We start from the raw sequence: 20,570 nt of genomic DNA, 5'->3' as shown, positions 1-20,570 counted from the left end.
GTGCAGGGGGAGGTCGCACCGCCGACCGTATCGGTAAAGGTCAGAATTTGAAGCGCACACCGGCACGATACATGCGGCCTACGACATCATAGAGAGCGGGATTGGCGAAATAGGGCGAGCGCGCCGGGTCGCGGTCGAACAGATTGTCGACCTTGGCATAGGCGGTGATCGCGGGCGTCACATTATAGGTGCCGCCTATGTCCAGATAGAAGGCGCCGGGCATGAAATTATCGTTGATCGTCTGCTGGTTGTTGGTGGATGCCGGACAAGTGCCAGGCTGGCACTCAAGATATTGTTTACCCAGCACGCCATCCGAAAACCAGCGTTCCTGGACATAGATGGAGAAGGTGTCGGTGGCATAGGTCTGGATCGCCAGCCATTTCCAGTCGGGCGTATTGCCCAGGTTCGCGCCCGCCGAGTCCAACGGAACCGAACCGAACAGCCCGTTGTCAGTGACGAATTTCCGAATATGGGTCGCCAGCGCGCGCAACGTCAATGTGCCGTCCAGCCCCAATGGCCGCTGCCACACATAGCTGGCTTCGATATCGATGCCCTCTGTCTTGATCGACGCCAGGTTGAAGGCCTGGACATTGATGAAGTTCGGCCCGTTCTGGTTGTTCAGATTGAACGCATTGCAGGCATCGGGCAATATGTTCCGCCAACAGAGATCGACGATATCGCCAGCGCCCAGGCTGGAAATCACGTCAGAAAGGTTGATCTTGTAATAATCCACCGAAAGGCTCGCGCCCGGCAACCAGGGAACATTGGCCATCGCAATGCCAAAGGTGGTGTTACGCGCGATTTCCGGTGTCAGGTTGGTATTGCCGATCTGATTCTGAATGGCGAGCACGTTGACGCCGCGGAACGGATCGAAAAAATTGGGCAAGGTGGTGGTGACGGGCGCTGCGAACAGCTCCGACAAATTGGGCGCGCGCACATCGCGCGACGTCACACCGCGTAACCGGAGCCCCTCGATCGGCAGATCCCAGGTGCCGCCGACCTTCCAGGCCCATACCGTGCCCGACGTGCTATAGTCCGTGACCCGCGCAGCCGCGTTCACATTGGCGCGGCCCACCGAACCGCTGTCGAACAGCGGCAGGTCGATTTCGACAAAGGCTTCCTTGACGCTGTAGGCACCCTGCCCGTTTTTATAATTGCCCGCATACCAATTATTGCCATCGTTCAGCAGCGCCGGATCGGCGGGATAGTCGCCATTATTGGGCGATAGGTCGGACACGCCCGCCCCATAGGGGTCGGCCGTAACCTTATAATATTCATGGCGATATTCCGCACCGAACGCCACCGAAAGCGGCCCCGCCCAAAGTTCGAAGGGCGAGCCGGAGAAATTGAGACTGACCACATCCTGCGTCTGGCGCGTCCGTTGATAAGGGCCGTTTTCGGGCATGATGTACGACAAGGCGGCGGCCGATGGCGGCGCGCCGCCGATGATGTTGAGCGGAACGCAGCCATTGGCCCGTGCGACGGGATCGGCGCACACGATCGCGCCATTCAATGTTACGGCCTGGATCGCCTGATTGAAGCGGCGGGACAGCATGATGTTTGTAACATCGACATCGGTATAATTGGTGCCATGCTGGTAATAGGCGTCATAGGTCCAATCCGACCCGCCTACCGTCACGCGCCCCTTAGCGCCGCCGACGAACCGATATTGGCGCCGATCGGTATAGACCTGCGTATTGCCCAGCGCCGCATTGCTGGTGCCATAGGCGAAATTGGTGATGCCCGCCGTGGCACAGGCCTGCTGCACTGTGGCCGGCACGAAGGGGTTGCTGCATTCGATGGTCAGATTGGGCCGGTTCATGCCCCCAACTGGCTGGTTATTGGTTTTCACCTGCGCGATGTTGACGGTCCCGTAGATTTCATTGTCGGATGCAAATTCAAAACCCAGCCGGCCATAGGTGTTCAGCCTCTGGATGCTCGATTGCAGCGATCGACCGGCATCGACATTGCCCGACAGATCGCCGCCGATGCAGAAGCCGGGATAACAGCCATTGACCGCGCCGGCTGCATTGCCGGACGGCGTGCCGTTGGACCCATATTGAAACTGGAACGGATTGCCCGCCTGGTCAAAGGCGATGCCCTGCAATGGCCCTGCAGTGATCAGGCCATATTTGGTATAATTATAGGGCTGCGCATAATCGAGCAGCAGATATTGGGGCGAGCCGTCATTCGTCACATTGCGGTTGATCAGCGTGGTTTGCTTGAACCAGTCGCGCCCACCGGCCAGCCCGATGCCGAAATCGCCGCCGCCAACGCCAGCCTCATCGCCATATTCGGCGCTGACCACGGCGCGCAAGCGGCCGTCGAGAAAGCTTTTGCCTGCCGCCAGTTGAACGAGATATTGTTCATTATCGCCATAGGTGGACACGCCACCCTGGATATTGCCCTTGAAGCCTTCGAAACGGGTATCGGTGATGAAATTGACGACCCCGCCCACGGCATCCGACCCATAGGAGGCCGAAGCACCGCCATTGACCACGTCCACCTGCTTGATGAGCAGTTGCGGGAACAGGCTGACATCGGGAATGCCGGTGACATTGGCACCAACGACGCGCTGTCCGTCCAGGAGCGTCAGCGTGCGGATCGGCCCCAGACCACGTAGCGAGAAGGAGGACAGGCCCTGCTGGCCGCTCGACGTGCTGAACGTGTTGACCGTGGAGCCGGTCGAGCCTTGCAGCGAAGGCAATTGGGCGATGGTGGTGAAGATATTGGGCTGCGCATTGGCCTCAATCTGCTCGGTGCCGATCATGGTGGTGGGCGTTGGCGCATTGAAACCCGTGGAGGTGATGCGCGACCCGGTCACGATGATATCCTGGTTCGTCCCGGCCTGGTCGGCCGATACCGCAGTTTGCGGCGCTTCCCTTTGGACGACGACGCTCGGCGCATCCTCCTGTGCCAAAGCTATTGTCGGCAAGGCGAGAATCGATGCTATCGCTATCATAGACCCCGCCGCCCTAAAGGCAGGCTGCCGTCCATGATGATAATGTGATGCTAGCTTGCTCATATTATCCTTCTCCCAAGATATTGTATTTATATGATATTGAAAAAATTTCAGCGAGGGTTGCATACCCCATCTTGCGCGCGCGGAGGGGTGGCCCAGTCAAAGCCTTCCACCTGAATGAACCATTTAATGGTAACGTTAACCTGATTTATGGAGACCGCTCCAGGCTGTCAACAATCTTGTGCACCAGCCGCGATATTATGTCTGCCAAGCGTTCCAGGGCGATGATCCGCCGGGGCCGAAATAGGCGAACCATTGTCCGGGTCGCTGTACGCGATCGACACCCGCCGACGCTTCCTGACGCCATCAAATAAGGGCAGGCGATCCACGACCGCCTGCCCCAAGTCCCTTTCATGGGAATATCAAAAAGGGGGCATTGCTGCCCCCTCGCCGATCATGTCGTCAGACCAGCCAATAACGCAAGCCAAGGGACAGAAGCGTCAGGGCGAGCACGCTCGCAACCCATATCCCCACGAACCACCCCAGCTTCGTCAGCCGCGACCGCATCAGTGATAACCCTCGCTGCCGACCTTGCCCCGGAACACCCAATAGGCCCAGGCGGTGTAGGCGAGGATGATCGGGACCAGCACCGCGCCGCCGATCAGCATGAAGAGCTGGCTGCGATAAGGGGCAGCCGCTTCCCAGATGGTGACGCGCTCTGGAATGACATAGGGCCAGATCGAGATGCCAAGACCCAGCAGGCACAGGCCGAACAGGGCGAGCGCCCAGAGGAAGGGCTGGGCGTCCTTGCGCCGCGAGAGGCTGCGATAGAAGAACCCCGTGACGATGACCGTCGCCAGCGGCACTTGCGCGGTGGCGAGCACACCCGGCCAGGCGAGCCAGCGGCTTTGATAGCTGCCATCCAGCGTCAACGTAGCCAGACTGACCGCGCCAATCAGGATCAGCAGCGCGATGCCCAGCCGACCGGCATAGGTTACCGCCTGGCGCTGCAAGCTGCCCTCGGTCTTCCAGTTGAGCCAGCAGGCACCGAGCAGCGCATAGCCGACCATCAGGCCAACGCCGGTGAGCAGCGAGAAGGGCGAAAGCCATTCCCACCAGCCGCCCGAATAGGCGCGGCCCTCGACGCTGATACCCTGCAACAAGGCACCCAGCGCAATCCCTTGGGCAAAGGTGGCGACGGCCGACCCGCCGGTGAACGCACGGTCCCACCAGGCACGGTGCGCCGGATCGCGCCAGCGAAACTCAAACGCGACGCCGCGCAGCACAAGGCCAAGCAGCATCGCAATCAGCGGCGCATAAAGCGCGGGCAGGATGATAGCATAGGCGAGCGGAAAGGCCGCGAGCAGCCCGCCCCCGCCCAGCACCAGCCAGGTTTCATTGCCATCCCATACCGGCGCGATGCTGTTCATCGCGGTGTCGCGGTCCTTGCCGACTTTGAACAGCGGGAAGAGCAGGCCGATGCCGAGGTCGAACCCGTCCATCACGACATAGGCGATGATCGCAAAGCCGATGATGGCGGCCCAGATGACGGTCAGGTCGATCATGCTTCGCCTCCTTCTATGGCGGGTGCCGGGGTGATGCCTGCGGTGCGGATCGGCGCACCATCCAGCGTGCTTTCATGCGCCTGCGGCGGCTTCTTCATCAGGTGCAGCAGATACCAGATGCCCATGCCGAACACGCTGAAATAAACGATGACGAAGGCCAGCAGCGACGCTGCGACGGCGGGCGCATCCAGCGGCGAGGCGCTTTGCGCTGTGCGGAGCAGGCCGTAGACGGTGAAAGGCTGCCGCCCGACTTCGGTCACGATCCATCCCGCCAGCACGGCGACGAACCCCGATGGCCCCAGTAACAGCGCGGCGCGATGCAGCCATGGCCAGTCATGCAGCTTGCCGCGCCAGCGCGCGATCAGGCTCCACAGGCCCAGCCCCAGCATCGCAAAGCCGATGCCGACCATGACGCGAAACGCCCAGAAGACGATCCCGACTGGCGGCTGATCCGCCTGTGGCACGGTGTCGAGACCCTTCATCGGCGCATTGAGATCATGCTTGAGGATCAGCGACGATGCCTTGGGAATGGACACAGCATAATCGACCCGCTTGTTGGCGCTGTCGGGGATTCCGAACAGGATCAGCGGTGCGCCGTCGGGATGGCTGTCATAATGGCCTTCCATCGCCATGACCTTGACCGGCTGATGCTCCAGCGTGTTGAGGCCATGCATGTCGCCTGCAAAAATCTGGATCGGCGCGACGATCGCCGCCATCCACATCGCCATGGAGAACATGGTGCGCGCGCCAGGGTTGGTCCGGTCCTTGAGCAGATGCCAGGCCCCCACGCCGCCGACCGCGAAGGCCGTCGTCAGATAGGCGGCCAGAACGGTGTGGACCAGGCGATAGGGGAAGCTGGGGTTGAATATGATCGCCATCCAGCTTGGGCCGGGCAGGAACTGGCCGTTCGCCCCCATCTCGAAACCCGTGGGTGTCTGCATCCAGCTATTGACCGACAATATCCAGAAGGCGGAGATGAAGGTGCCGATTGCGACCGCGCAGGTGGCTGCGAAGTGCAGCTTGCGCCCGACCTTGTTGATGCCGAACAGCATGACGCCCAGGAACCCTGCCTCCAGGAAGAAGGCGGTCAGCACTTCATAGGCCATCAACGGCCCGATGACCGGCCCTGCCTTGTCGGAGAAGACCGACCAGTTGGTGCCGAATTGATAGGACATGACGATGCCTGACACGACGCCCATGGCGAACACGACGGCGAAGATTTTGAGCCAGTAACGGAAGAGATTGGCATAGACGCCTTTGCCGGTGGCGAGCCACAGCCCCTCCAGCACCATCAGAAAACTGGCAAGGCCGATCGAAAAGGCCGGGAACAGAAAGTGGAAACTGACCGTGAAGGCAAATTGCGCGCGGGCCAGGATCAGGGCGTCTACGGAGTCGAACATTCGGAATGTCCTTTCGCCCGACCTTCTATCAGACGGGCAGGGAGAAAGAGATAGGGCAGATTGTCAGAGGCCAGGTATAAATGCAGCAGCGCTGCGCCAGAGCATGTAGAGGGCGACGACGAAGATCAGGATCGCAAAGACGGTGGTCAGCCGCCCGGTCTTGGCCCCCAGCCGCTCGGCCAGCCGCGTGCCGCCGACGCTGCCGACCACGCCGCCCGCCACGAACACCGCGGCGAGCGGCCAGTCGATCAGCCCGGAAAAGGCATAGTTGGCGGCCGTGGTGAGGCCGAACGCCGTAACGGCGACGAGCGAGGTGCCGACCGCCATCAACATCGGCATGCCGGTCGAGGCGACCAGCCCCGGCACGATCAGGAAGCCGCCGCCAATGCCGAAAAAGCCCGAAAAAAGCCCCGACCCAAGGCCATAGCCGACCACCTTGGGCGCTTTTTCGCGATTGCATTCCGCGCCGGGATTGCCCGCATTGCCGCGCCCCTTGAGCATCAGCACGCCGACCAGCAGCATGACGAGCGCGAACAGCGCCAGCAATTTGTCGCCATCCACCATCTTGCCGAAGGTCGATCCGGCGAGCGCGCCGACGATGCCCGCCGCGGCATAGATGCCGCCGCAGCGCCATTTGACATGATGGGCACGGGCATGGCTGGCCAGCCCCGTCGCGGCATTGATGGCGACCGCGAGCGCGCTGGTGCCGATGGCGACATGAGGGTTGGGCACGCCGACCAGATAGACCATCAGCGGCACGGCCAGGATGGACCCGCCGCCGCCGACCAGGCCCAGCACGAAGCCGACCAGGCTGCCCGACACGCCGCCCAGCAGATATTGGGTCAGGTCCATCATGACTGCGACCCGATCGGCTGGGGCTTGACCATCCACTCGCGGCCCTTGAGCATTCCATGCCAATAGACTGGCGGCAAGATGGTATCCTTGAGCAGCCAGGACAGGCGCGACGGTCGGGTGCCGTCGATCAGCCAGTTGGGGAAGCTGGGCATCAATTTGCCGCCATAGCCGAACTCGGCCAGCACGATCTTGCCGGCCTCCACGGTCAGCGGGCAACTGCCATAGCCGTCATAGGCCGCGACCGGGGGCTGGCCATCGAGCGCGGCCAGCGCGTTCACCGCGACCACCGGAGCCTGTTTGCGTGCGGCCGCCATCGTCTTGGCATTGGACGCCGAACAGGCATCGCCCAGCGCGAAGATATCGGGGTAGCGCGGGTGGCGCAGCGTCGCCTCGTCCACCGCGACGAAGCCGGAGGGGGCGGCGAGCAGACTGTTGCGGATGAAGTCGGGCGCGACCTGCGGCGGCACGACATGGATCATGTCATAGCGTTCCGCCACGCGCCTGACGCCATCGCCGTCGGCTTGCTCGAAAATGGCGGTCTTGGCCGGGCCATCGATTTCCACCAGCTTCGACCCGAAATTCAGGTGAATGCCGTAGCGGTCGACATAATCCATCAGCGCCGGGACATAGGCGGCGACCCCGAACAAGGCTGGCCCGGCGGTGTGGAATTGCACGTCGCTATGCGCCAGCACGCCCGCCTTTTCCCAGCGGTGGCAGGACAGATACATCGCCTTTTGCGGGGCGCCCGCGCATTTGATCGGCATTGGCGGCTGGGTGAACAGCGCGCGTCCGCCCTTGAACGCCTTGGCCAGGCGATGGGTATAGGGGGCCAGATCGTAGCGATAATTAGACGTGACGCCATCATGGCCCAGCGCATCGGCAAGGCCGGGAATGGCGTTCCAGTCGAGCTTGATGCCGGGACAGACGATCAACACGCCATAGCCGATCCACCGCCCGTCATCGAGCAGCACCTGTTTGTCATCGGGCAGGAAGCTATTGGCCGCCCCCTTGATCCAGGTCGCGCCGCTCGGAATCAGGTGCGCCTCGCTGCGCCGGGTAAAGCCGCTGTCGAACACGCCCGCGCCCACCATCGTCCAGCCGGGCTGGTAATAATGATCGTCGCTTGGTTCGATGATGGCGAGCCGGATGCCCCGGCGGCGCTTGAGGATGCTGGCCGCCGTGGCGATCCCGGCGCTGCCGCCGCCAATGATCAGGATATCATAATGGGCGGCGTCCTGTCCGGCGACCAGTGCGTCCGCCATCGCTGCCAGCTTTTCGGCGCGGGCGCCCGACCGGCAATAGCCCAGCACCGGGCCGGGGAGCGTGTCGAGCGCGTGGCGCATCGCCTGCGCATCGGCATCGGTCATCGCGCCGGGGGTTACGGGGATGTGCGCGAAGGCGAGACCAGCGGCTCTGGCGACGGCACTGATATCCGCAGCGGTAGGCTGGCCATCCTCCTCGCCATCGGGGCGGTTGCAGATGATCGCGCGAAAGCCTTCGCGCGCGGCCTGTTCGACATCGTGCGGCGTCAGTTGCGGGGCGGTGCCGAAGGCTGGGGTCAGCCGCTTGATATCCATGATGATCCTCCTTGGTCCGGCGTGCCGGTTATGGTCTTGACGTGACGCCGTGCAGGGCCATGCCGCCCAGCATGGCAAGCACGAAGGGGGCAACCGCCGCCGGGGCGAGCGCCAGGCTGGCGATGGCAGGGCCGGGGCACAGGCCGCCAATGCCCCAGCCGACGCCGAACAGAATTGCGCCGAGCGCCAGCTTTCCGTCGATATCGCGGGTTTCGGGCAGGTTGAACTGCTGATCGGCGATGGGGCGCTCGATCCGCTTCTGCACCAGCCAGGCGAGTGCCATCGGGATCATCGCGCCGCCCATAACGAAGGCCAGCGTCGGGTCCCACGGCCCCAACAGATCAAGAAAGGCGCGCACCCGCATCGGATCGGCCATGCCCGACAGGGCAAGGCCCGCGCCGAACAGCGAACCGGACAATAGAGCAAAGATGATCCGCATCACAAAAGCCCTGCCAGACGCAGGATCGCCACGGTGGCAAAGCCGCTGCCCATGAACAAAGCGGTGGCGGTGAGCGAGCGGCGCGACAGGCGCGACACGCCACATACGCCATGGCCGCTGGTGCAGCCTGACCCTAGCCGCGTGCCATACCCGACGATCAGACCAGCGACGATCAGCAGGCCGGGCGCGGGATAGTTGGCCGGGACGCCGCCCGACAGCAACGCCACGACCAGCGCGCCCAATGGCAGGCCAAGGATGAAGGCGATCGCGACGCTGCGTGGCGCACCGCCCTGCGACAGGCCTGTGGCGCGCGCCGCAAGCCCGCTGACACCCGCGATCCGGCCAAGGCCGAGCAGCATGATCGCCGCCGCCACGCCGATCATCAGCCCGCCGATCAGGCCAGCGACCGGCTGCGCATCGGGAAAGCCGGGGATCATAGCTGGTTCACCGGGATTTTGAGATAGGCGACGCCATTATCCTCGGCGACGGGCAGATGGCCCGCGCGCATATTGACCTGCACCGAGGGCAGGATCAGGCGCGGCATGTCCAGCGTCGCGTCGCGCGCTTCGCGCATCGCGACGAATTCGTCTTCGGATATGCCGTCATGGGCGTGGATATTGGCCCGCCGCTCTTCCGCCACGGTCGTTTCCCAGACATAATGGTCGCGGCCTTCGGGCAGATAGTCATGGCACAGGAAGAGCCGGGTTTCGGGCGGCAGTTCCAGCAACCGGCGCATCGACCGGAACAAGGTGCGCGCGTCGCCTCCGGGGAAGTCGGCGCGCGCGGTGCCATAATCGGGCATGAACATGGTATCGCCCACGAACACCGCATCACCGATCACATAAGCGACGCAGGCGGGCGTGTGGCCCGGCACATGCAGCACCGTGACCGACAGGGTGCCGATCGCAAAACTGTCACCATCGGCCCACAGATGATCGAAGTCCGATCCATCGCGCGGGAATTCTGCGCCGACGTTGAACAGCGTGCCGAACATATGCTGCACTTCGCAGATATGCGCGCCGATCGCGATCTTCCCGCCCAGCTTTTGCTGGAGATAGGGGGCAGCCGAGAGGTGATCGGCATGGGCATGGGTTTCCAGATGCCAATCGACGGTCAGCCCCTGCTCCTCGACATAGGCGATCACCGGGTCGGCGGACACGACATTCGTGCGGCCGGAAGCGGGGTCGTAGGTCATCACGCTGTCGATCACGGCGGCGCGCAGCGTCTGCGCATCATGCACGACATAGGTCACGGTGAAGGTCGGCGGATCGAAGAAGGCCTTGATCACGGGCACACCTTCGCGGGCGGCGAGGATCTGCGTTTGGGCTTTGGTCAGCGCGGGGTCGGACATGCGACTCTCCTTTAGTTTCATATTTACATGAACCATGTATATGTATACACCGAGGTCGTCAAGGGGTTGCCTCCGGGCGATCAGGATTGCAGGAAAGCAGGCATGAGCGAAGTGATGACAGATGGGCGGCGGGCGGTGCGGATCGGCGACATGGCCCCCGATTTCCGCGCACGATCGACAAGGGGCGATTTTCAACTCTCGGCACTGCGCGGCCAATGGGTGATCTTCTTTTCACACCCCGCCGACTTCACGCCGGTATGCAGCACGGAATTCGCGGCATTGGCGCGACGGCAGGCGGATTTCGACGCGCTCGGCTGCAAGCTAGTGGGCCTGTCGGTCGACAGCCTCTACGCCCATCTCGCTTGGGTTCGCGCGTTGCGCGACCTGTTCGGCGTGGCGATCGACTTTCCGATCATCGAAGACCCCAGCATGGCGGTCGGCCGCGCCTATGGCATGATCGATGACGCCGCCATCGACAGCATGGCGATGCGATCGACCTTCTTCATCGACCCCCAGGGCATCATCCGCGCGACGACCTGCTATCCGCATAATGTCGGCCGTTCGGTCGACGAGATGCTGCGCCTGTTGCGCGCCTTGCAGCGAGTTGATGGCGCAAACAGCCTGACACCCGAAGGCTGGGCGGAAGGACAGCCGCTGCTATTGCCTGCCACCAAAGGCAACCAGGATGCGCCCGATTGGTTCTGCCGGTTCGAGCCATCAGCATGAGCGCGCTCCACGCCGATCGCGATGCCGCGGCGATGGCCGCCGAAAAGATCAAGGTTTTCGCCCAGCCGCAGCGGTTGATGATCCTGTCCTGCCTGTTGCGCGGCGAACGCAATGTGAGCGAAATCGCCGATATCACCGGCATCGGCCAGCCCGCACTCAGCCAGCAACTGGCCGAACTGCGTCGCGCCGATCTGGTGCAGAACCGCAAGGAAGCCAAGCAGGTGTGGTACATGCTTGCCGACGACGGCGTGGCGCTGTGCGTGCGCAATATCGAGGCGATCTTCGGCGGCGGCGGCGCACCGCTTTTACCAGCCGTCGAATCGATAGCCTTATCGGCACCGCCCGCCGATGGCGTGGCGGCTTTCGCCCGCATTCTGGGATGATCGCGCTGGCGGCAAGCGCCAACGCGATGGCGCTAGGCGATTGTTTCTTCCGGCCAGTATAGCTTCATTGGATTGTCGATCAGCAGCTTGCGTTGCAGTTCCGCTGTCGGGGCGATGCGCGGGATCATGTCGACCAGATGCCCGTCGTCGGGGATTGCGTCCTGCATATTGGGGTGGGGCCAGTCGGTGCCCCATAGCACGCGGTCCTGATAGTCGGCGACCAGCGGCGCGACCGTATCGGCAAAGGCGTTCCATGGAGTGCCATTGAGATCGAGGCGGTCGGGACATGTCGCCTTGAACCAGATGTCTTGGCGGGAATCGAGAAAGGTGCGAAATGCCTGCATATCCGTGCCGTCCGGTCCCTGGGTCACGTCGGGACGGCCCATATGGTCGACCACCAGGGGCACAGGGATGGCATCCATGAAGGGACGCAGCTCTTCTAGAATATCCGCTTCGAAATAGATGACCACATGCCAGCCTGCGGGCAGGCGTTTCGCCACTTCAAGGAATTTATCCTTGGGCGCATCATCGACGAGGCGCTTGAGGAAATTGAAGCGGATGCCGCGGATGCCGCCGTCGTGCAGGGCGGCAAGCTCTGCGTCCGAGATCGCCGGATCGACCACGGCGACGCCGCGCGCCCTTTGTATTCCATCTGGGCCGTTCGACTTGGCGATGGCGTCCAGCGTTGCACGATTGTCGGTCCCGTGGCAGCTCGCCTGGACGATGACGTTGCGGGCAAAGCCCAGATGTTCGCGCAGGGCGAACAGCATATCTGGCCCTGCATCTTCGGGCAGATATTTCGCCTTCGCGCTGAACGGGAAGTCCGCCATCGGCCCGAACACATGGCAGTGCGCATCAATCGCGCCGGGCGGGGGCGTGTAGAGCGGCTTGGATGGGTTGCCGTGCCAAGAGATGATGCGGTCACTCATGCGAAAATCTCTCCATCCATCAGTTTGCGGGCGGTGCGCAGCATGGCGGCGCTGGTGACGGTGCCGCTTTCGTCCAATTCCATGACGCAGGTGGTTTCGCCGGTGGGATGTTCCACCGATAGCGTCTTGCGAGGACCGTCGGGGATATTTGCCACCTCAGCCGCCGGCGACCCTTCGATCAGGCAGGCGGTGGCGACGCTGACGGCACCCAGCACGCCGATCGACGCATGGGCGCGGTGGGGGATGAAACTGCGCACGGTGACGGCTCCGCCATTGCGGGGTGGGGCGACCAGCATCATCTTGGGCACCGATTTTTCCGTGACGTCGCTAAGGTTCATGCGTTCGCCGACGGCGAGGCGGATCTTCTCGATCCGGGCTTTCAACTCGCTGTCCTTGTCCAGCGTATCGCGATCCTCATAGCCGGTAATGCCGACATCGCGCGCCTGCATCACGACGCAGGGCATGCCATTGTCGATCAGGGTGACGCGGACGCCCTCAACTTCGTCAAAGGCGTTGCCGGTCGGCAGCAGCGCGCCGCAGGAGGAACCGGCGGTGTCGCGAAATTCCAGCGGGATGGGCGCGGCGCTGCCGGGCACGCCGTCGATGCGAGCGTCACCATCATAGCGGACGGTGCCGCCGGGGGTCTGGACCGTGGCGATGGCAATCTGGCCGGTATTTTCCATGAAGATGGCGACCCGCGTTTCGTCCTGTTGCGCGGCGACGAGGCCGCGCTCGATCGCGAACGGACCGATCCCGGCGAGGATATTGCCGCAATTCTGCGCATCGCTGACGATCGCTTGATCCACGAAGACCTGGAGGAAGAGATAGTCGATATCGACGCCTTCACGCTCTGACTTCTTTACCACCGCGACCTTGCTGGTCAGCGGGTCGGCGCCGCCCATGCCGTCGATCTGGCGCGGGTCGGGCGATCCCATGGCGCGCAGGAGGAAGGCGTCGCGGGCGGCGGTGTCGGCGGGGAGGTCGTCGGCCAGGAAATAGCCGCCCTTCGACGTGCCGCCGCGCATCCACATGACCTTGGCGGAGGCGTGGTTCTCAGACATATTTGAGGCCCATTTCTTCCAGGCGCGGGCGCATATTATAGATGTCGAGGCCGAGTTCGCCTGCGGCCAGGCGGACGCGCTTGGCTTCTTCGGCGGCTTCGCGGGCCTGTGCTTTTTCCAGCACGGCAACGGCGTCGGCGCGCGGGACGACGCACACGCCGTCATCGTCGGCGATGATCACGTCGCCTGCGTTGACCAGCGCATTGGCGCAGACGATCGGGACATTGACCGATCCCAGCGTGCCCTTGATCGTGCCCTGGGCATGGACCGCTTTCGACCAGACCGGGAAATTCATCTGCTTCAAGTCGCGCAGGTCGCGGACGCCTGCGTCGATGATCAGGCCGCGACAGCCGCGCGCTTGGGCGGAAGTCGCGAGCAGGTCGCCGAAATAGCCATCGGTGCAGGGGCTGGTCGGCGCGAGGACGAGGATGTCGCCCTCTTGCAACTGTTCGATCGCGACATGGACCATCCAATTGTCGCCGGGAGGGGCGGAGATGGTGACGGCACTGCCGGCGATGCGAGCGCCGGGATAGATGGGGCGCATGTGCGGGGCGAGCAGGCCGGTGCGACCCTGGGCCTCATGGACGGTGGCGACGCCGCATTGGGCGAGGCCATCGATGACGGAAAGGTCCGCCCGTTCGATATTCTGGACGACGATGCCGGACATGGCCGCTTGCTCCTCTTTCCTAAACCGGACAGCGAAGTGGACAATAGTTACGCATTTCTCAAATCCGTTCTGGCGCAGACACATTAAATTTTGCTAATTGTCAAAAATGCAGGTCGATCAGTTCAATATCCGGCATCTCGCCGCGATGGTCGCGGTGGTTGAACAAGGCAGCGTCAGCCTGGCGGCGCGGGCGGTGAACCTGACCCAGCCTGCGGTAACGCAGGGCATTGCCAAGCTGGAGACGCAACTGGGCGCGGCTTTGTTCGAGCGGCGGCCAGGTGGGATGGTGCCGACACCCGTAGCCCTGCGCTTCAAACCGCGTGTCGATGTGGCGTTGCGGTTGATCGGCAGTAGCCGGGTAACGGCCACGCAGATCCGCGCCTTTGTCGCGCTGGCGCGCGGCGGCAGCTATGCGGCGGCGGCGGTGCAGGCTGGAGTGGCCGAGCCGTCGCTGCACCGCGCGGTCGGTGATCTGGGACTGGCGCTGGGGGTGCGCCTTGCCGAGCGGCGGGGGCGAGGCCTGATGCTGACCCGCGCGGGCGTGATGCTGGCGCGACGATTGCGGCTGGCGCTGGCGGAGTTGCGACAGGGACTGGAAGAAATTGCCGAGCTGACCGGGAAGGATAGCGGTCGGATATTGGTTGGGGCGATGCCGCTCAGTCGGGCCCGTCTGCTACCGCTGGCCATTACCAGTTTCCGACGGGACTTTCCGCAGGTCGATATTTCCGTTGTCGAAGGCTCCTATGCCGAGCTTGCGGGACCATTGCGCGATGGCGAGATCGACATGATGGTTGGTGCGTTGCGGGATGCGAGCATTGGGCAGGATCTGGTCCAACGTCCCTTGTTTGAGGACCGGCCAACCATCTTCGCGAGAGCGGGACACCCGCTGGAGCAGGGCTGGAATGGTGATGATCTGCGGCGCTTTCCCTGGATATTGCCGCCTGAAGGCACGCCGCTGCGGCAATTATGGCAGGCCATGTTCGCGGCGTTGGGCGGCGAGCTGCCCGCTGTACCGATCGAGTGCGGGTCCGTGATGACGGTGCGACAATTGCTGGTGAGCGGCGATTATCTGACCCTCTTGTCGGTCGATCAGTTGCGGGTTGAACTGGACAGCGGAATGCTGGCCGATATCGGGCCAGCACCGGGCGAGATCAGCCGTACTATTGGCGTCACCAGTCGGGCGGATTGGCGACCGACCCGGTTGCAGCAGCAGTTCATGGCGGCAATCGAGCGGGCCGTCGCAAACATCAATTCGTAAAATCTTATGACATGGACCCGGATGTGATTAGCCGGGCAGATCATAATTCTGCATTCCTCCATCCATGGAGCAGGAAGTCGGCCTTATCGGATTTGGAGAAGCGGGGTCCACCTTTGCACTGGCGGGGGGCTGGGCGGCCGCTGCCCATGTCTATGATGCCAAGGCCGAGGCAGCGGATACGCGCGACGCCATGCTGGCAGCCTATAGGCAGGCGGCCGTGCTTCCCGCACGCTCCATGAAAGATGCGTTGGATGGCGCGACACTGATCCTGTCACTGGTGACGGCAGACCAGGCACTGGCCGTGGCCGTGGCAGCGGCGGCCCTGATTGCACCGGGCGCGCTCTATTGCGACATGAACAGCATCGCGCCGCAGACCAAGCAAGCGGCAGCGAGGATAATCGAGGCAGCCGGTGCGCATTATGTCGATGTTGCGGTTATGGCACCAGTCGATCCAGCGCGATTGAACGTTCCATTGTTGCTGAGCGGCGGAGCGACGCAGGAGGCGCAGGCTCGACTGGCGACACTTGGATTCGCCAATATTCGCGTCGTGGGGTCCGATGTCGGACGCGCATCCTCGATCAAGATGCTTCGCTCGGTCATGATAAAGGGGATGGAAGCACTGACCGCCGAATGCGTACTGGCGGCGGAAGCGGCGGACGTGCTGGACGAGGTGCTGGCGTCGCTTGACGCGAGCGAGAAGACCCAGCCCTGGGATGTGCGCGCCGATTATAATCTAGACCGGATGTTAATGCATGGCCTGCGCCGCGCGGCCGAGATGGAAGAGGTGGTCAAGACGCTCGAAGGGCTTGACACGGGCGCTGCCATGACGCGCGGCACGGTCGAGCGGCAGCGGGCAATTGGTGCGCTGGGGGCGGAAACGGTGCCAGAGGGGTTGAGCGCGAAGATTGCGCATATTGTTCGTGACTCTCCTGCCCGTCATTCCCGCGAAAGCGGGGGAGCATCTCCGGCGTTGGCGAGGGCGGAAGCGCTGGGAGATGGGTTCCCGCTTTTGCGGGAATGACGGAGGTTTTGGGGCGGCCGCTGCGTGCTGTCGCCTGAGACCCCAGTCTTCGCTGGGGTGACGGAATAAGGGTTGAGGAAAGAGACGCGATGAGCCTGATTATCGATTGCCATGGCCATTATACGGTGTTGCCCAAGGGGCATGACGCCTGGCGCGAAGAGCAGAAGGCCGCGTTCAAGGCGGGTACGCCCTGCCCGCCTTATCCCGACATCAGCGACGCGGAAATTCGCGAGACGATCGAGGCGAACCAGTTGCGCCTCATCAAGGAGCGCGGTGCGGACCTGACCATTTTTTCACCCCGCGCATCGGCCATGGCCCCGCATGTCGGTGACGAGGCGATGGCCAAGGAATGGGCGATGCGCTGCAACGACCTGATCGCGCGGGTGGTGGCTATGTTCCCCGAAACCTTCGTCGGTGTGTGCATGTTGCCCCAGTCGCCCAAGGCGGACATGAGCAACAGCATCGCCGAACTGGAACGCTGCGTCGAGATGGGGTTCATCGGCTGCAACCTCAATCCCGATCCGGGCGGCGGGCATTTCACCCATCCGCCGCTGACCGACCGCTACTGGTACCCCTTCTACGAAAAGATGGTCGAGCTGGACGTTCCGGCGATGATCCATGTGTCGGGCAGTTGCAACCCGGCGATGCATGCGACCGGCGGCTATTATATCGCCGCCGACACCATCGCCTTCATGCAGTTGCTGGAAGGCGATCTGTTCAAGGATTTCCCGACCCTGCGCTTCATCATCCCGCATGGCGGTGGCGCGGTGCCCTATCATTGGGGGCGGTATCGCGGCCTCGCCGACATGCTCAAGAAGCCGGACCTGTCGACGCATCTGATGAACAACATCTTTTTCGACACCTGCGTCTATCACCAGCCGGGCGTTAATCTGCTCGCCGATGTGATCGACAACAAGAATATCCTGTTCGGATCGGAGATGGTCGGCGCGGTGCGCGGTATCGATCCGACCACCGGCCATTATTTCGACGACACCAAGCGTTATGTCGATGCGCTGGAGATCAGCGATGCCGAGCGCACCGCGATTTTCGAGGGCAATGCCCGCCGGGTGTTCCCGCGCCTTGACGCCCAGTTGAAGGAGAAGGGACTATGATAACAGAAGATCCCAAGGACCAGGATATCCACGAATATCTGGCCGAGTTCGATGATATTCCCGGAACCCGCGTGTTCACCGCCAAGCGCGCACGACAGGGCTATCATATGAACCAGTTCGCCATGAGCCTGATGAAGGATGAAAACCGCACCCGGTTCAAGGCCGATGAACGCGCCTATATGGACGAATGGCCGTTGACTGAGGACATGAAGCAGGCGTTGCTCGCGCGCGATTATAACAAATGCCTGGACCTGGGCGGCAACGTCTATTTCCTGTCCAAGCTGTTCTCGACAGATGGCATCCCTTTTGCGGAGGCCGTCAGCACGATGACCGACATGGCGTTCCCGCAATATCGGGAAATGATGATGAATGGCGGCCGCTCACCCGAAGGTGTGCGGTCGATCAGGGCCAACGCCGCGTCTAGCGGCGAAACCAACGAAGGAAGCAGATGATGGCACGAATTACCGCTGGTGTGGCGTCGAGCCATGTGCCGCTGTTGGGCGTGGCGTCCGATTTCAACAAGGACCGGGACGATTATTTCGGCCCGATCTTCGCTGGTTACGACTGGACGCGCGAATGGGAGAAGGCGGAAAAGCCCGATGTCATCATCCTGGTTTATAATGACCATGCGTCCGCCTTTGACATGAAGGTCATCCCCACTTTCGCTATCGGTTGTGGCGAGCGCTACAAGTCCGCCGACGAAGGCTGGGGGCCGCGCCCGGTCCCTGACGTCGAGGGCCATGCAGACTTGGCCTGGCACATTGCGCAAAGCCTGGTGCTGGACGAGTTCGATATGACCATCATCAACGAGATGGATGTCGACCATGGTCTGACCGTGCCGCTTAGCATGATGTTCGGCAAGCCAGACGCCTGGCCGTGCAAAGTCGTGCCGCTGGCTGTGAACGTCGTTACCTATCCGCCGCCATCGGGCAACCGCTGCTGGGCGCTGGGTGAAGCGATCGCCAAGGCGGTCAAAAGCTTCCCTGAAGATCTGAATGTACAGATCTGGGGCACGGGCGGCATGAGCCACCAGTTGCAAGGGCCGCGCGCGGGCCTGATCAACAAGGATTGGGACAATATGTTCCTGGACGGGTTGATCGGTGAAAGCGATCATCTGCGCCGGATTCCGCACATCGAATATCTGCGCGAGACGGGCAGCGAAGGCATCGAAATGGTGATGTGGCTGGTGATGCGCGGTGCACTGGGGAAGAAGACCCGCGCGCTGCATCGCCACTATCATGTGCCCTGTTCCAACACGGCTATTGGTCATCTGGTGCTGCGCCCCGATAATGGCGAGGGGCTGGATATGACTGGCAGCGATACCGTTACCGCGATTGCGGCGGAGTAAGCCTCTTCATGATGGGTGCAGGCTCGCTTCGCTCGCACCCACCCCTTCCCCCTCCCTTGAAAGGGAGGGGCTTATTACGGAGTAGTTTCTCATGCGTATTGCTTTGGCGGGCGCGGGTGCCTTTGGCGAAAAGCATCTGGATGGCCTCAAAAATATCGATGGCGTAACGGTCACGTCGCTGGTTGGGCGGCGGCTGGATGCGACGCAGGCGATTGCCGATAAATATGGCATTGGCCATGCGACCACCGAATTGGCCGACACCCTGGCGCGCGACGATGTCGATGCGGTGATCCTGTGTACGCCCACGCAAATGCATGCGGCCCAGGCGATCGCCTGCATGGAAGCGGGCAAGCATGTACAGGTCGAAATTCCGCTGGCCGATAGCTGGGCCGATGCGCAGGCCGTACTGGCCAAGCAACAGGAAACCGGCCTTGTCTGCATGGTCGGGCATACGCGGCGGTTCAACCCCAGCCACCAATATGTCCATAACCTGATTACTGCTGGCGACCTCAATATCCAGCAGATGGACGTGCAGACCTATTTCTTCCGCCGCAAGAATATCAATGCGAAGGGCGAAGCGCGGTCGTGGACCGACCATCTGTTATGGCATCATGCCGCGCATACGGTTGACCTGTTCGCCTATCAGGCGGGCCCGATTGTGTTTGCCCATGCAATGCAGGGGCCGATCCATCCCGAATTGGGGATCGCCATGGACATGTCGATCCAGTTGAAGAGCGAAAGCGGGGCGATCTGCACCCTGTCGCTGTCGTTCAACAATGACGGGCCGCTGGGCACTTTCTTCCGCTATATCGGCGACACCGGCACTTATATTGCGCGCTACGACGATCTGGTGAACGGCAAGGAAGAGCCGATCGACGTGTCGAAGGTCGATGTGTCGATGAACGGTATCGAATTGCAGGACCGCGAATTCATCGGCGCGATCCGCGACAGCCGCGAGCCCAATTCAAGCGTCGCCAAGGTGTTCGACTGCTATCGCGTACTGGGCGAATTGGAACAGCAGTTAGACGCTTCGACGTCGCAGTGATTTAGCGGCAATAGCGGTGGAAGGTCGGGCCTGTCGCCCGACCTTCCATCCTCCGCTGATCGGCGCTCGGACCGTGTGCGGGACCGAGCGATAGGGTCAGCGGCCCAACCAGTTAGGCGCGCGTTTTTCGAGAAAAGCGCGGGGGCCTTCCTGGAAATCCTCGGTAAGTTTAATGACCTCCTGAGCATCCAGGCCCATCTGGAACAGCGTGTCATCATCATGGTCGAGCGCCGTGCGCGCGACCTTAAGGCTTTCGCGCACCGCAATCGGCGCGTTCACGCAAATGCGCTCGGCCAGTGCCAAAGCCCCCTCGACAGCGCCACTAGTCTCGGTCATATGATTGATCAAGCCGAGTTCGGCCGCCCGACGGGCAGTGATCCGGTCGCCCGTAGCAATAAGTTCCATCGCTATCGCGCGGGGAACAGCACGCGGCAGGCGATACACCCCTCCCGCTGCGGCAACAAGGCCGCGTTTCACCTCAGGCAGGGCAAAGGTCGATTGCTCCGACGCAACGATCATATCGCAAGACAGGGCAAGTTCGCAGCCACCGGCCACGGCAAAACCCTCTACCGCAGCGATCCAGGCCTTGTCTCGACGATGTTTGACGAAACCCGCAAAGGCACCGTCAGGCGTGAAAAGCCCATCCATCCCGCCTTCTGACACTTGTCGCAAATCAGCACCGGCGCAGAAGGCTACTCCGCCTGCGCCGGTCAACACGGCCGCCCAGATGTCGGGATCGGCTTCGACCCGCTTGACCGCCGCATCAAGTTGGGTGGCAACCGCCGAGTTGACCGCATTGCGCGCTTCAGGACGGTTGATGGTGATAAGCGCAACATGCGGGCGCGCGATTTCAAAGAGAATTTCGCTCATG

General features: G+C 62.4%; 20 protein-coding genes. 8 read left to right on the top strand and 12 right to left on the bottom strand.

Annotation, left to right across the window (positions count from 1 at the left end):
* Nucleotides 1-40: 40 nt before the first annotated feature.
* The 8 genes from V2I08_RS13430 to V2I08_RS13395 form a co-directional block, all read right to left on the bottom strand.
* Complete coding sequence (locus tag V2I08_RS13430; RefSeq protein ID WP_349635567.1) at nucleotides 41-2,962, bottom strand: TonB-dependent receptor domain-containing protein; 2,922 nt, start codon at nucleotides 2,960-2,962, stop codon at nucleotides 41-43.
* A 566-nt stretch (nucleotides 2,963-3,528) separates the two neighbouring features.
* Complete coding sequence (gene cydB, locus V2I08_RS13425) at nucleotides 3,529-4,527, bottom strand: cytochrome d ubiquinol oxidase subunit II (RefSeq protein WP_349635566.1); 999 nt, start codon at nucleotides 4,525-4,527, stop codon at nucleotides 3,529-3,531.
* Nucleotides 4,524-5,927 (bottom strand): cytochrome ubiquinol oxidase subunit I, encoded by a 1,404-nt coding sequence (locus V2I08_RS13420; RefSeq protein WP_349635565.1) that lies wholly within the window; start codon nucleotides 5,925-5,927, stop codon nucleotides 4,524-4,526. The genes cydB and V2I08_RS13420 overlap by 4 nt, the downstream gene beginning before the upstream one ends.
* Before the next feature lie 63 nt (nucleotides 5,928-5,990).
* The gene (locus tag V2I08_RS13415) at nucleotides 5,991-6,782 is read right to left on the bottom strand and encodes a sulfite exporter TauE/SafE family protein (RefSeq protein ID WP_349635564.1); all 792 of its coding nucleotides are present in this window, start codon (nucleotides 6,780-6,782) and stop codon (nucleotides 5,991-5,993) included.
* Nucleotides 6,779-8,359 (bottom strand): TIGR01244 family sulfur transferase, encoded by a 1,581-nt coding sequence (locus V2I08_RS13410; RefSeq protein ID WP_349635563.1) that lies wholly within the window; start codon nucleotides 8,357-8,359, stop codon nucleotides 6,779-6,781. The genes V2I08_RS13415 and V2I08_RS13410 overlap by 4 nt, the downstream gene beginning before the upstream one ends.
* Before the next feature lie 28 nt (nucleotides 8,360-8,387).
* Nucleotides 8,388-8,798 carry a DUF6691 family protein gene (locus tag V2I08_RS13405; protein WP_349635582.1) on the bottom strand — a complete coding sequence of 137 codons (411 nt, stop codon included), beginning with the start codon at nucleotides 8,796-8,798 and terminating at the stop codon, nucleotides 8,388-8,390.
* On the bottom strand, nucleotides 8,798-9,235 hold the full coding sequence (locus V2I08_RS13400) for a YeeE/YedE thiosulfate transporter family protein (RefSeq protein ID WP_349635562.1): 438 nt from the start codon (nucleotides 9,233-9,235) through the stop codon (nucleotides 8,798-8,800). The genes V2I08_RS13405 and V2I08_RS13400 overlap by 1 nt, the downstream gene beginning before the upstream one ends.
* A complete protein-coding gene (locus tag V2I08_RS13395) occupies nucleotides 9,232-10,149 on the bottom strand; it encodes an MBL fold metallo-hydrolase (RefSeq protein ID WP_349635561.1) in 918 nt (305 codons plus the stop codon). Before V2I08_RS13395 ends, V2I08_RS13400 begins: the two co-directional genes overlap by 4 nt.
* A gap of 102 nt (nucleotides 10,150-10,251) precedes the next feature.
* Between V2I08_RS13395 and V2I08_RS13390 the strand changes: the two genes are divergently transcribed.
* Together V2I08_RS13390 and V2I08_RS13385 are read left to right on the top strand one after the other, a co-directional pair.
* Complete coding sequence (locus V2I08_RS13390; RefSeq protein ID WP_349635560.1) at nucleotides 10,252-10,875, top strand: peroxiredoxin; 624 nt, start codon at nucleotides 10,252-10,254, stop codon at nucleotides 10,873-10,875.
* A complete protein-coding gene (locus tag V2I08_RS13385; protein WP_349635559.1) occupies nucleotides 10,872-11,258 on the top strand; it encodes a metalloregulator ArsR/SmtB family transcription factor in 387 nt (128 codons plus the stop codon). The genes V2I08_RS13390 and V2I08_RS13385 overlap by 4 nt, the downstream gene beginning before the upstream one ends.
* 32 nt (nucleotides 11,259-11,290) lie before the next feature.
* Here the strand turns inward: V2I08_RS13385 and V2I08_RS13380 are convergent, their stop codons facing one another.
* Genes V2I08_RS13380 through ligK form a run of 3 tightly spaced genes read right to left on the bottom strand, consistent with a single transcriptional unit; the run spans nucleotide 11,291 to nucleotide 13,915 of the window.
* Complete coding sequence (locus V2I08_RS13380; protein WP_349635558.1) at nucleotides 11,291-12,187, bottom strand: amidohydrolase family protein; 897 nt, start codon at nucleotides 12,185-12,187, stop codon at nucleotides 11,291-11,293.
* Nucleotides 12,184-13,248, bottom strand: a complete 1,065-nt coding sequence (locus V2I08_RS13375) for a 4-oxalomesaconate tautomerase (RefSeq protein ID WP_349635557.1) — start codon at nucleotides 13,246-13,248, stop codon at nucleotides 12,184-12,186. The genes V2I08_RS13380 and V2I08_RS13375 overlap by 4 nt, the downstream gene beginning before the upstream one ends.
* On the bottom strand, nucleotides 13,241-13,915 hold the full coding sequence (ligK, locus tag V2I08_RS13370; RefSeq protein ID WP_349635556.1) for a 4-carboxy-4-hydroxy-2-oxoadipate aldolase/oxaloacetate decarboxylase: 675 nt from the start codon (nucleotides 13,913-13,915) through the stop codon (nucleotides 13,241-13,243). Before ligK ends, V2I08_RS13375 begins: the two co-directional genes overlap by 8 nt.
* A gap of 106 nt (nucleotides 13,916-14,021) precedes the next feature.
* Here ligK and V2I08_RS13365 point away from each other — a divergent pair, with 106 nt between their 5' ends.
* The 6 genes from V2I08_RS13365 (at nucleotide 14,022) to V2I08_RS13340 (ending at nucleotide 19,699) form a co-directional block, all read left to right on the top strand.
* Entirely contained in the window at nucleotides 14,022-15,173 is a 1,152-nt protein-coding gene (locus V2I08_RS13365) for a LysR family transcriptional regulator (RefSeq protein WP_349635555.1), read from the top strand.
* Between the two features lie 64 nt (nucleotides 15,174-15,237).
* Nucleotides 15,238-16,194: a DUF1932 domain-containing protein gene (locus V2I08_RS13360; RefSeq protein WP_349635554.1), complete on the top strand. Its 957-nt coding sequence runs from the start codon at nucleotides 15,238-15,240 to the stop codon at nucleotides 16,192-16,194.
* Between the two features lie 89 nt (nucleotides 16,195-16,283).
* Nucleotides 16,284-17,306, top strand: a complete 1,023-nt coding sequence (locus tag V2I08_RS13355; protein WP_349635553.1) for an amidohydrolase family protein — start codon at nucleotides 16,284-16,286, stop codon at nucleotides 17,304-17,306.
* On the top strand, nucleotides 17,303-17,758 hold the full coding sequence (gene ligA, locus V2I08_RS13350) for a protocatechuate 4,5-dioxygenase subunit alpha (RefSeq protein ID WP_349635552.1): 456 nt from the start codon (nucleotides 17,303-17,305) through the stop codon (nucleotides 17,756-17,758). Before V2I08_RS13355 ends, ligA begins: the two co-directional genes overlap by 4 nt.
* Entirely contained in the window at nucleotides 17,758-18,654 is an 897-nt protein-coding gene (locus V2I08_RS13345; protein ID WP_349635581.1) for a class III extradiol dioxygenase subunit beta, read from the top strand. The genes ligA and V2I08_RS13345 overlap by 1 nt, the downstream gene beginning before the upstream one ends.
* 91 nt (nucleotides 18,655-18,745) lie before the next feature.
* Nucleotides 18,746-19,699 (top strand): Gfo/Idh/MocA family oxidoreductase, encoded by a 954-nt coding sequence (locus tag V2I08_RS13340; RefSeq protein ID WP_349635551.1) that lies wholly within the window; start codon nucleotides 18,746-18,748, stop codon nucleotides 19,697-19,699.
* Nucleotides 19,700-19,795: 96 nt separating this feature from the next.
* On the opposite strand, the gene V2I08_RS13335 is transcribed toward V2I08_RS13340, so the two are convergent.
* On the bottom strand, nucleotides 19,796-20,569 hold the full coding sequence (locus V2I08_RS13335) for an enoyl-CoA hydratase-related protein (protein WP_349635550.1): 774 nt from the start codon (nucleotides 20,567-20,569) through the stop codon (nucleotides 19,796-19,798).
* Nucleotide 20,570 lies beyond the last annotated feature (1 nt).

This window comes from Sphingobium sp. MK2 (genome assembly GCF_040170545.1).
In the GTDB taxonomy this organism is placed as follows: Bacteria; Pseudomonadota; Alphaproteobacteria; order Sphingomonadales; family Sphingomonadaceae; genus Sphingobium.
The sequence above is the reverse complement of the archived record's forward strand: the minus strand, read 5'-3'. Positions and strand labels throughout refer to the sequence as shown.